Here is an 11,676-nt window from a genome sequence, read left to right on the forward strand (position 1 = left end):
CCTCACCCGGCGGGGCGNCCCCGAGTCCCCCCCGTCTCCCGGGACGGAGAGCACCGGGGTCTGGCGGTTCTGCGCACAGGGGCTGGCCACCTCCAGCATCTCCCCCGAGATGGCCAGCAAGATTCGCGCATCCATCCTCTTTGCCGGGCCCCTGCTGGCCCGCACCGGCTCGGTCACCCTGCCCCCCCCGGGGGGCGACGTGATCGGCCGCCGCCGTCTGGACACGCACTTTCTCGCCCTGGAGGGGCTGGGCGCCCAGGTAAAGACGGAAGGTGCCTTTATTCTCCAGAGCAATAAACTGGTGGGGGAAGAACTCTTCCTGGACGAGGCCTCGGTGACGGCCACGGAGAACGCCATCATGGCCGCTGTCACCGCCGAGGGCGAGACGGTGATCGAGAACGCCGCCAGCGAACCCCACGTGCAGGACCTCTGTCACCTCCTGAACGCCATGGGAGGGCAGATCAGCGGTATCGGCTCCAACATCCTGCGCATCACCGGGGTCCCCCGGCTTCACGGCGCAGACTACACCCTGGGCGCGGATTTCATGGAGGTGGGCAGCTTTATCGGCCTCGCTGCGGTAACCCACAGCGACATCACCATCAGCCAGGTCAACCCCAAACAACTCAGGATGATCCGCCTGGCCTTTGCCAAGCTGGGCATCCGCTGGGACACCCAGGGAACGGACCTGCACGTCCCGGCCCGGCAAGCCCTGCGGGTGGTCCCCGACCTGGGAGGCATGATCCCCAAGATCGACGACAGTCCCTGGCCGGGGTTCCCCCCCGATCTGACCAGCATCATGACCGTCGTGGCAACCCAGGTGGACGGCACCGTCCTGATCCACGAAAAAATGTTCGAGTCCCGCATGTTTTTTGTGGACAAGCTGATCGGCATGGGGGCACGCATCGTCCTCTGCGACCCCCACCGGGCCGTGGTGAGCGGTCCCGCCCGATTGAGCGGCTCCACCCTGACCTCCCCCGATGTGCGGGCCGGCATGGCCATGGTGATCGCTGCGCTCTGCGCCGAGGGCAAGAGCGTGATCCGCAACGTCTATCAGATCGAACGGGGCTACGAGCACCTCACCAGGCGTCTCCGGGCCCTGGGAGCCCGGATCGAACGGGTAACGGTGGCCGACTAACCCTCAGGACTCCCGGGAATCCCGGTCATCGCCGGTGCTGTCCCGGGAGTCCCCCCCATCCCGGAACCTGACCTGGTCGCGCAGGGTCTCGTAGGCTCCCCGCACGCGGACAAAGGCCTCCTGCAGCGCCTGTTGCCGGGCCGGGTCCAGACACCCCGCCCCGTCGGGGTGGAGGTTCGTGGCCAGCGCGCGGTAGGCGCTGCGGATCTCGGCCCACCCCGCCCGGGGGGAGACCCCGAGAAGGCGGCAGCTGTCGGGGTCGAGCGCGGAGANCTCGCGCTCCAGCTCCTGCCGGGCCGGATCGGGGAGCTCCCGGGCGATCTGGCGGAGCAGGTCCCGCTGTTCCGCCCCGGGAACACCGCCTCCCCCCGGCGAGGAGGCCCGGGCAAGGCCGCAGAGAAACCGCACAAGCCGGGGAGCCCCCCCGGCAGAGACGATCTCCACCTCTTCTGCCCGGACCCACCGGCACAACCGGACCGCATCCAGGCTCCGGCAGCGCAGGAGATTACCCTCAATCAGCACCCTGCGCGCCTCACCCGGCGGGGCGCCCCCCCGGCCTGGCCGGGGCCAGCCCCCCTCCACCGGCCAGGACTCCTCCAGCAGCGCCTCCAGATCGGCCCGGCGGGGNGCCTCTCCCCGGGAGATCACCGCCCCCGCCAGCGCCAGCACGGTGTAGGCCTCGGTGATCCGCCGGGACTGCCCGCCCCGGGGCCGCTGCAGAAAGGNACCGAACCGGTCCTCCTCGCCGAGCCGGGACCGGTACTGATCGACCAGCCACCCCGCCAGGACACCGAACCCCACACCGGCAGGGCCAGCGGGAATCCCCAGAAGCCCCCCCGTGATACGCCCCGCCCAGGGAAGAAGCCCTGCCGGCCCTCCCCGGCTCATCACAGATCGACCTCCTGCCTGGCCAGGGAGGTCATCACCNCCAGAACAGCCCCTGCCAGCCCCACAGCCACCAGCAAGAGCCCCGTGGAAAAAGAAACCTCCCGGGCGAGCAAATCCGCCGCGGAACCCACGAGATACCTCCCCAGAGCAACCGCCCACCAGAGCGCCCAGATCAGAACCGGCACCATGGCGAGCACCGCCAGGGGTGGCCGCCCCAGATANCGACTGCGAAAGCACCACCCCAGAGAGATACCAGCCAGGGCAAGAACAAAAAACCCTCCCATNCGCAAAACCCGGAAGAGCGCCGCCGCCCGGGCAAAGCGCTGNGGCTGGCCCAGCCGCTCCAGAATCCGGGGAAGCCCGAAGAGCTCCGGCAGCGTGAGCAGATGAAACGCCCCGGGCCCCCCGCCAAACCGGGCGATAGACTCCACAGAATGGTGCAGCNTCAGGGCCCCCTCAAAATCATCGGGACTGCCCCGGTAGAAAAAGAGCGGAACCCTGGCCTCCGCCTGATCCTGGTAGTCCCCCTGGCGACGCACAGCCCGCAGAATCAGCTGATCCCCCAGNGCAATCCCGTAGGGAGCACGGAGATGAAGAATCGGCTCCTCCGGCCGGGCGGGATCGAGCCGCAGCACCTCCAGACCGTAGAAAAAATCCCCCTCCCGGATCCGTACCAGATGATCCACCTGGATAATCTCCAGAACCGTCTCATCCTGACGGTTCAGAAAGACCAGATCCCCACGNCCGGGCACAGTCTGGTANGCCCGGGCCGTCTCCACAAAAAAACTGATCTCCTGAACCTGACGAAACACCTCGGGGGCAAAACGCNGCACATCGGGATCGTCGGGGCGCCGGTCCTGTAAATCCTGAAACCGGTAATACGCCTCCAGAGCCCGCTCCGGCACGGCCTGACCCTGCAANAAGGCCTGATAGGCCGTGACCTTATCCTGGTAAAACCGGCGATCCTCCGCCCCGCGCCGGTCCAGCGCCCCCCGCTCGATCGCATTCAGCGCCTCCGCCCGGAGAACCCGGGCATCCTCCCGGGGGAACGAGCTCTGCTCCAGCGCCCGCGTTGCAAAATAGTGGGCACTGAAGAAATCTCCCGCCTCGAAATAATCCCTGCCCCGGGCCANCAGATCGGCAGCCGTCAGGGACGAGGCCGAAGCGAACCGCCGAACCTCCNCGANAGNAGGCTCCCCCACNACGCGGCGCTGCTCCTCCCGGGCAAGCCGNAGACTCCGTGCCCGCCGCAGAAGCTCCGACGACGCCTCGGACTCCCCCGCCAGGGTCCGGTGCAGGAGCAGAAGCTCCTCGGCNCCCTGGTCATCACCCTGNCCNAGGAGAAACTCCGCCTCGGCCATGGCGTTCCGGGCCGTTATGGCGCGGTNCTCCTCCTGGCGGAGGCGGCTCTCCGCCANGGGAGCCAGGGCACCCACCCAGATTCCGTTCACCACCCCCAGAGCGACCACCACCACCAGAATCACGGGAATTCCCGGCAGGAGACCCGACCCGGCCGGCCCGATCTCCCGGGGCGGGACAACCAGAGAGAAACAAAACAGCCCCGCCGCAGCCACCNCCACGGGAAAGATCTCAAAAAAGAGCACGATCAGCGAGAGCAGGAAGACCCCCACCGGAAGCCCCCCGCCGGAAAAGACAACCTCCGGNGCAGCAAGAACGGCCCGACCCGGCACCATAAGGGCCGCCCCGATCAGGGTACACCCCGAGAGCAGCCCCACCACCAGTCCGTAGCGTTGGGTCACGGTCACCGTTTTTCTCCAATTCCCAGGGTATCGCGCTGCCACCGGCGAAAGGGAGGCTGCACCAGCGCGATCCCCCCCAAAACCAGAGCCATCACGGCCCAGACAAACTCGCCCGTCAGAAGAAGGGGCGGAAGGTACTCCCGCCACAGCTCCGTCGCCAGATCAGCCCCCCGGGGAACGGCCAGAACCACCCTGACCCAGGCCAGGGCGAGCACNCCGTTGAGCAGGGGCCACCGGGTGAGACGCGTCACCACCCAGACCAGAACCAGCGCCGCCGTGAGCGCCCCCCCCCGCGCAAGAACCATCACCACCGATTCACCCCGGTTCGGCCCCCGAAACACCCGCAGCAGATCCCGGGACAGACGGCGCAACACGGGAGGCAAGGCCCGCCGGCCCAAACCGGCGATCGCCGTGGCCCCCAGGGCCTCACCCCCGGGCAGGACCAGCCGCCCCTCACCGGTATCCCAGGTTATCTCCCGGTACACCGCCAGACGCGGCACCTCACGGTGCCGGACCAGAACGGCACCGGAGAAGGTCCGGTCCGAATGATCCCGGGGCCCCTGGTCGCGGGAGACGTAGAGCGAGGTGGTGCGGCCGTGGAGCAGCACCCCCGACCACTGATCCTGCCGGAAGGGCCCCCGGGAGAGATCCGCCACGGCGAGCCGCCCCAACCCCAGCTCGGCCCGGAAAAAGACCACCCCCGCAAAGAGCAGAAGCACCAGCGCCATCAGCGGCACCAGCAACAGGGGAACCACCGGAACCGGGAGAAGCCGCAGATAGGTATACACCAGAGAGAGCAACACCCCCCCGGCAGCTGCCGAGAGCAGAAGCTCGCCGGGAGAAAAGAGGCCCTCCCCGAAGAGGATTCCCCCCCCCAGAATCGCGGCCGCCGAGAGAAGACTCCGGAAGAAAAATGGAAGCAACGCCAGCAGTGTAATCTTCACCTTCAGGAAAGATTAACACAGCCGGCACAGGTTTTCCACATCTTTTCCACACCACTCCCGGCACCGGGGGATAAAAAAAATAGTATCCCCCGGGTAAAATTGACCCAAAAAAACACCAAAAATCCTGTTGACAGATTATAATTNCTTACAANGAAAGATGTTACACAACCTTAAATAACAGGTCATAATTACCCTGNCNCGCCGAGCCTTCCTGGNCGATCGTTTTCCCACAGGTAATCCACCTTTTCATACACACTTTCCACAAGTTATCCACATCATACACCCCGATTATGCACGGTCTTTCCGGAACTATCCCCACCCGGNAAACCCGCGCCNTCAGGCGGCGCGGCCTGCGGAACCGGGGGGCTGTACCACAGGGTGCGGACAGGCCTGCCGCAACAACCAGAGGCAAGAAACCAGAGGTAGGCACTCANGGAAAAAGCACGAATCAGAGGCTGGAAAAAACTGTCAGCGCACAGAGAGGCCAGGGAGCAGGAGCACACCGGGCGGCGCCCCGGGCATCAGCCCAGGAAAACCTGCCCGGCGGCGTCTATGGCAAGAATGGTCTTGCAGTTGGAACAACGGAACCGGCCCGGCTTGGAAGCCTTGAGCTTGGTGGAACAGATGGGACACTTGAAGATCTTGGGAAAAACCTCGGANCGCTGGACCTTGCCGTTCTTGGTGAAATGCTCCACGGCGTCATCGAGGTTGTCCTTGATCTGGAAGAACTGGGAGAACCCCAGGAGCTGAAAAACCTCGTACACCTTGGGCTGGATCTCCAGCAGCACCAGATCCCCCCCCTTGGGCTTGACAGCCTTCAGGAAGGCCGTGAAGGAACCAATACCGGTACTGGACACGTAGTTAAGCCCCGCACAATGGAAAATCAGCCGGGCAAAACCGGCCTCCACGGCGCGGTTCACCCGCTTCTGNAAAAAGTTGGAGTTGTAGGTATCGATGTACCCCGTGAGGTACAGGATGAGGCACCCCTCGGTACCCGAAGCCCGCTCCAGCCGGATCTTGAGACTCTCGTCTTTTTCCTCGTCAAACCCTGGTACGATATCGTTATTGGCCATACCTTCCTATACACTCCACACTTGTTGAATCACACTATTACATTCCCCCTGCCCGGCGCCACAGCCCCGGACCAGGGAGCCCCTGGAACGGCACCACCCGCGCCGGACTATCACGGGGCCACAACACCAGGTGCCAGAACACCGGTTTGCTACAGTACCGGTTGCTACAATAGTAGATGTGGCTTCGGGAAATGTCAAACAGGAGGCCCAAGAAAAAGGCCCATCTCCCGAGCNGAGCCCCTAGCCGAGACCCTGGTCCACGGTGATCACCGCGCCGTTCACATCGGCCTCGTCGGCGCAGATCAGGTGTCGCACCACCCGGGCAACCCGTTCGGGTGGAATCAGCCGCCCCCGGGGCGAACGCTTCCGCTGGAACTCCCGCTCCCGGGGCTCCAGGTACTCCGTGTCCACATACCCCGGCGAGATCAGGTTCACCGAAACATTGCGCCCCCCCGTCTGGAGCGCAGCCGACTTGACCAGCGAGACCACCCCGGCCTTGGCGGCGCTGTANGCGGCGCTCTCGCGGAACCCGCAGAGCCGGTCAGCCCGGGGCCCCCCAAAGAGGATCACCCGTCCCCAGCCCCGTTGTACCATTTTCGGCAGATAATGGGAGATGAGTAACCCCGGAAGCAGCAAGTTTAACTCGGTCATCCGCCGCCAGCTGGCCGGTGCCGTCTCTGCCAGGGGGAGATACTCCACCGGCCCGAAGGCCACCACCAGAATATCCACCTCGGGAACCTGGTCGGTCAGGGGCAGGATATCCTCGGCCTGCNTCAGGGGAAGCAGAAACCCCCGGCAGGGAGCGCCCCGGTGATTGATGTACGTCACCACCCGTTCCAGCCGTTCCGGGGATCGCCCCCCCTGGAGAACCATCCGGGCTCCCTCGTCGGCCAGAGCCAGGGCCACGGCCCGTCCGATTCCGCCGCTGCCACCCACCACCAGCGCCTCTTTTCCGGCAAGACGGGTAGATCGGGCATCGGCCCGTGTCAAAAGACCCATGGCCCATCATATCCCGGGAGGNGCCCGTCTGAACAGTTGTATCTCTCCGGCGGGGACTCTATACTTNCAGGTATGANCACGAGCGGTATGCGACGAAAGANCTCTNNCCTGGCCCTGGCGGGCCTGCTGGCTCTCACGGGNCCCCTCTGGAGCACCCCCTCCCCGGGTGCATCGGCGGGCTCCCCCCTCAACATCCCGGACCGAACCCTGGACATGTCGGTCTCCCTGGAAGATCTGGCCCGGGCCGCCGCCGACCCCGGCCGATGGCAGGAGCTTCAGGGGAAAATCCTCCTTCTGGAGGGGGTGGCAGCCACGGTGATGGTCTACGCCGACGAGCCCCACCAGTTCTACGCCGAGATAGAACTGGTGGGTGGAGCCTGGCAGGGGGTTCAGGAGGTATCGCTCTTTCGGGCCTGGCTGGTCCTGGACGACCTGGCCTTCTCGGGCCGCATCGCCCANCGCCCCCCCCGCACNCCCTCACCGGGGCTGATCCAGCGCAACACCCGCCTCGTGGCAGCCGTGGAACCCCTGGAGGTCCATACCCAGCAGGACGGAACCCCCGTGGCGGTGGTGCGCGTCCTGGATCTGCGGGGCCTCTAGCCCCGGACCCGGGCCAGGGCCCTACGCCAGGGGCGTGGTCAGCAGGGCCTGGTTGATCAGGTTCTCCAGGTATTCCTGGCGCCCGCTCTCGGGACGACGGGGCTCCCGGGCTGCGGCGATATCCCGCAGGGCCTCCAGGGTGAGTTCTCCCCGCCGGAAGGCCGCTCCCTGGCCCTCGTCAAAGGAGGCGTAGCGTCCCCGNCGGAACTCCTCCAGAGTCCCCTCCTGCCGGAGCGCGTCGGCCACCTGCAGGGCCCGGGCAAAGGCGTCCATACCGCCGATGTGGGCGTGGAACAGGTCCTCCAGATCCACCGAGCCCCGGCGGAGCTTGGCATCGAAGTTGACCCCTCCCGTGGTAAACCCGCCGTTCCCCAGAATCACCAGCACCGCCTGCACCAGATCGGTCATATCCGTGGGGAACTGGTCCGTGTCCCAGCCGTTCTGGGGGTCCCCCCGGTTGGCGTCGATGCTGCCCAGCATGGAGGCGTCGGCCGCNGTCTGCAGTTCGTGGGCGAAGGAATGGTTCGCCAGGGTGGCGTGGTTCGCCTCGATNTTGAGCTGGAANTCCCCGGCCAGCCCCTGGCGGTGCAGGAAGCCGATCACCGTGGCGGCGTCAAAATCGTACTGGTGCTTGGTGGGCTCCATCGGCTTGGGCTCGATCAGGAAGGTCCCGGTAAAGCCAATGGACCGGCCGTAATCGCGGGCGGCCCGGAGGAAGGCGGCCAGGTTTTCCTGCTCCAGACGGGTGTTGCTGTTCAGGAGGGTGCTGTACCCCTCGCGGCCGCCCCAGAAGACATAATTGTGCCCCCCCAGGGCCACGTTCGCCTCCAGACAGGCCTTCACCTGGGCAGCAGCGCGGGGGATGGACCGGCCGTAATCGCGGGCGGCCCGAAGGAAGGCGGCCAGGTTCTCCTGCTCCAGACGGGTGTTGCTGTTCAGGAGGGTGCTGTACCCCTCGCGACCGCCCCAGAAGACATAATTGTGCCCCCCCAGGGCCACGTTCGCCTCCAGACAGGCCTTCACCTGGGCAGCAGCGCGGGGGATGGACCGGCCGTAATCGCGGGCGGCCCGAAGGAAGGCGGCCAGGTTCTCCTGCTCCAGACGGGTGTTGCTGTTCAGGAGGGTGCTGTACCCCTCGCGACCGCCCCAGAAGACATAATTGTGCCCCCCCAGGGCCACGTTCGCCTCCAGACAGGCCTTCACCTGGGCAGCAGCGCGGGGGATGGACCGGCCGTAATCGCGGGCGGCCCGAAGGAAGGCGGCCAGGTTCTCCTGCTCCAGACGGGTGTTGCTGTTCAGGAGGGTGCTGTACCCCTCGCGACCGCCCCAGAAGACATAATTGTGCCCCCCCAGGGCCACGTTCGCCTCCAGACAGGCCTTCACCTGGGCAGCAGCGCGGGCCACCACGGAAAAATCGGGGTTTGTGGCGGCGCCGTGCATGTACCGGGGGTTGGAGAAGAGGTTGGCCGTGTTCCAGAGAAGCTGGATCCCCGTGGCCTCCTGGCGTTCCGCCAGAACCCGGGTCATCTCCTNCAGACGTTCTTCGTAGACGGCCAGGCTCTCGCCCTCGTCGCAGACGTCCACATCGTGAAAGCAGTAAAAGGGAACNCCCAGCTTGGACATGAACTCGAAGGCNNCATCGGCGCGCTGNCTGGCCCGGGTCATGGCGTCGTCGGCCCGGTTCCAGGGATAGTCCAGGGTGGTGGGGCCAAAGGGGTCGTTTCCGGCCGATCCGGTAAAACTGTGCCAGTAGGCCACGGCGAAGCGCAGGTGGTCGCGCATGGTCTTGCCCGCCACCAGAGCCTCGGGGTTGTAGACCTTGAAGGCCAGGGGGTTGCGCGACGCGGGGCCCTCGTAGGTCACGGCGTCGATGCCGGGGAAATAGCTTTCCCGGCCACGAAAGGGTGTCACGGGTTTCAGGGTACTCATGGATTGACTCCTTCCTGGGTGCCCCCGGGGCATTCCGATGAATGCCCCAGGGGGTAATGTGATGACTCCCCTCTATTCTACCGGCTCTCCGCCCCGGGGGAATGGCAGGAGTTGCAATTACATGTCATTTATTGATATACCGGAGGTATCATGACCTTGCAGGACATCGTCTTTGTCTACCAGATGCAGGAACCGGAGGAACTCCGCTGGCACGGGCGTCGCCACGCCCACGGATCGGGCCAGTACGAGGTACACTACTTTCTTCAGGGCCGGGGGCGGTTTCACCTGGAGCAGGAGCTCTGGCAGATCGGCCAGGGGACCCTCTTTTTCTGCCTGCCCGGCCAGGTCCACTCCATCGAGGCCACAAATCTGGAAGAGCCCCTGAGCTACTACGCCGTCCTGCTGGAGCTGGACCAGCGGGACCAGCCCCTGCAGGANCTTCTGGAGCGCGAGGGACGCCGCTGGGTGGCGCGGCAGATCGGNACACAGTTCCGNTTCTTCTTCGAGGAGCTCCGCGAACGGGGGCTCTCGTCGCAGGAGACGCTCCGCCGGGCCGCAGAGCATCAGTTTATCTCCTTCTGCTACCTCCTGGCCGCCCCCCGGGGCCAGGAANGCCCCCGCTCGAGCCAGGCGATCCACGTGGAGAAGGCCCTGGAGGTGATGCAGAACTCCCTGAACCGCCCGGCCAGTCTCGAGGATATCGCCCGTTCCGTGGGGATCAGCCGGGANCATCTGGTGCGGCTCTGTCAGGAGAGTCTGGGGATCACCCCCATGCGGTANCTGCGGAAGCTCAAGGTCGAGGCAGCCACGAGCATGCTGGTCTCGTCGCGGTGTTCGGTGAANGAGATATCCCGCCACCTGGGGTTCTCCAGCGAGTTTCACTTCAGCAAGGTCTTCAAGGGGATCACCGGCCTTGCCCCGAGCCGGTACCGGCGGGTCTTCAGGCAGCGTCTGGGGAATGCCCCCCGGGGGGAGCGGCGGGTCGGGGAGGATTCCTGAGAAGAGCCAAAAAAAACCCCGCCCGAAGGCGGGGTTCGTGGTGCTTGGGTATACCTTAGAGGTTTACCCGGGCGCGGACGTACATACCGCTACCCACGTCGAGGGTGGGAGCAAACTCGTCGGTCATCGCAGTCCTGCTGTTGTCCTCCTCCATGTAGAGGTATCCAACACGCAGGGTCATGGACCCCAGGTTCAGGTTCAACGAGACATCGAGGGAGTCAAAGGTGGACTCTTCGTAATACCCGTCATCATCAACGAGCCCGAGACCGACACCCACAACGGCGCTCACCATCTCGTTGAGCGTCACAGCCGTGGAGAGACCGAGTGTGTGCAGAGCCTCATCGTCGTCACCGATCAGAACCATGTAAGCATCGACCATGTCGGCGTAGTGTACACCAAGGGTGAAGTTATAGATATGGTCGATGTCCTCATCGCTGTACAGGGTCAGTGCCATGGCGGTGCTGAGGGAGATATCGGGAGCAACTTCGATGCTGGTCAGGGAGAACCCGAGACCCATCTCGTAGTCCTTGTCGGCATCCTCGAGGAGGTGCAGAACAGCCTCGTAGCCCAGGGTAGCAAAACCCAGGTCTTGGGAGCCGTCGAGACCGATAAACATGGGCATGTCGATGTCGTCGTCACCAGCAGCATCTGTCTCTCCCTCAAGACCGGCAGCGGTGATACCAACAGCGGTCCAGACGTTGGCCATGCCCATCAGGTCCAGGTGCAACTGCATTCCCACCCGGGCCCAGTCGTCCATCTCGAACCCGCCCCAGCCGAAGGTGTCGATCTCGACGTTGTTTTTTGCCTCGGCCAGGTTGTATCCAGCGTTGAGGAGGATCCCCAGACCCATGTCGTCCTTGGTCCCAAAAAGGCCACCCAGGTCAACCGTGGCGTGGGCCCGGTCCATGCGGAAGTTGTTAACAGTCTCACGAGGGGTCTCATCTTCCTTTTCGTCACCCACATCCCAGCGGATGCGCGCGTTTGCCCAAGTGTACTCGTCGATCTGCCATTTCATCTCGAGCCGGGTATCGACCTGGCTGAAACTTCCGTCTTCGCCGTTCATGATCCGCGTGTCAACGCGCCCGCCGACCGTGAAATCGGCCATAACCACACCGCCAACCATTGCCAGCGCTGCTGCAAGAACAATAATCTTCTTCATGCAATTCCTCTCTCTTTGCAAACTGTGACAAGAGCCAACGGCCCTTTTCGTCCCCAATCTATGANTNCNGATTGTTAAGGCNTTGTGANCCCTCCATCAGAAAATCTTTGACAGTCTATCATGACCAGTACAGTTAATCAAGAAATTGATTCAAAAGTTCTTTTTCCGCCCGGGCGGGGAACTCCCGGGC

The 11,676-nt window shown here is 64.6% G+C and carries 7 protein-coding genes; 2 read left to right on the forward strand and 5 right to left on the reverse strand.

Annotation, left to right across the window (positions count from 1 at the left end; genetic code table 11):
* Window positions 1–109: 109 nt before the first annotated feature.
* Window positions 110–1,135 (forward strand): UDP-N-acetylglucosamine 1-carboxyvinyltransferase, encoded by a 1,026-nt coding sequence (gene murA / locus B071_RS16705; RefSeq protein ID WP_018526664.1) that lies wholly within the window; start codon window positions 110–112, stop codon window positions 1,133–1,135.
* Window positions 1,136–1,138: 3 nt separating this feature from the next.
* On the opposite strand, the gene B071_RS19455 is transcribed toward murA, so the two are convergent.
* The 4 genes from B071_RS19455 to B071_RS20610 form a co-directional block, all read right to left on the reverse strand.
* Window positions 1,139–2,023 (reverse strand): J domain-containing protein, encoded by an 885-nt coding sequence (locus B071_RS19455; protein WP_018526665.1) that lies wholly within the window; start codon window positions 2,021–2,023, stop codon window positions 1,139–1,141.
* Between the two features lie 3,225 nt (window positions 2,024–5,248).
* Window positions 5,249–5,800 (reverse strand): STAS domain-containing protein, encoded by a 552-nt coding sequence (locus tag B071_RS0108445; RefSeq protein ID WP_018526668.1) that lies wholly within the window; start codon window positions 5,798–5,800, stop codon window positions 5,249–5,251.
* Window positions 5,801–6,040: 240 nt separating this feature from the next.
* The gene (locus B071_RS0108450; RefSeq protein WP_018526669.1) at window positions 6,041–6,799 is read right to left on the reverse strand and encodes an SDR family NAD(P)-dependent oxidoreductase; all 759 of its coding nucleotides are present in this window, start codon (window positions 6,797–6,799) and stop codon (window positions 6,041–6,043) included.
* A gap of 621 nt (window positions 6,800–7,420) precedes the next feature.
* Window positions 7,421–9,361, reverse strand: a complete 1,941-nt coding sequence (locus B071_RS20610) for a xylose isomerase (RefSeq protein WP_498365804.1) — start codon at window positions 9,359–9,361, stop codon at window positions 7,421–7,423.
* Window positions 9,362–9,511: 150 nt separating this feature from the next.
* Here B071_RS20610 and B071_RS16720 point away from each other — a divergent pair, with 150 nt between their 5' ends.
* Window positions 9,512–10,327: an AraC family transcriptional regulator gene (locus B071_RS16720; RefSeq protein ID WP_438829664.1), complete on the forward strand. Its 816-nt coding sequence runs from the start codon at window positions 9,512–9,514 to the stop codon at window positions 10,325–10,327.
* A gap of 55 nt (window positions 10,328–10,382) precedes the next feature.
* On the opposite strand, the gene B071_RS0108475 is transcribed toward B071_RS16720, so the two are convergent.
* Window positions 10,383–11,486 carry a hypothetical protein gene (locus B071_RS0108475; protein ID WP_018526673.1) on the reverse strand — a complete coding sequence of 368 codons (1,104 nt, stop codon included), beginning with the start codon at window positions 11,484–11,486 and terminating at the stop codon, window positions 10,383–10,385.
* Window positions 11,487–11,676 lie beyond the last annotated feature (190 nt).

This window comes from Alkalispirochaeta alkalica DSM 8900, from assembly GCF_000373545.1.
Lineage (GTDB): Bacteria > Spirochaetota > Spirochaetia > DSM-27196 > Alkalispirochaetaceae > Alkalispirochaeta > Alkalispirochaeta alkalica.

Excerpts from the sequence above, each read along its gene's own strand:
- murA (WP_018526664.1), top strand. The coding sequence starts at position 110 with ATGGCCAGCAAGATTCGCGCATCCATCCTCTTTGCCGGGCCCCTGCTG.
- B071_RS0108475 (WP_018526673.1), bottom strand. The coding sequence starts at position 11,486 with ATGAAGAAGATTATTGTTCTTGCAGCAGCGCTGGCAATGGTTGGCGGT.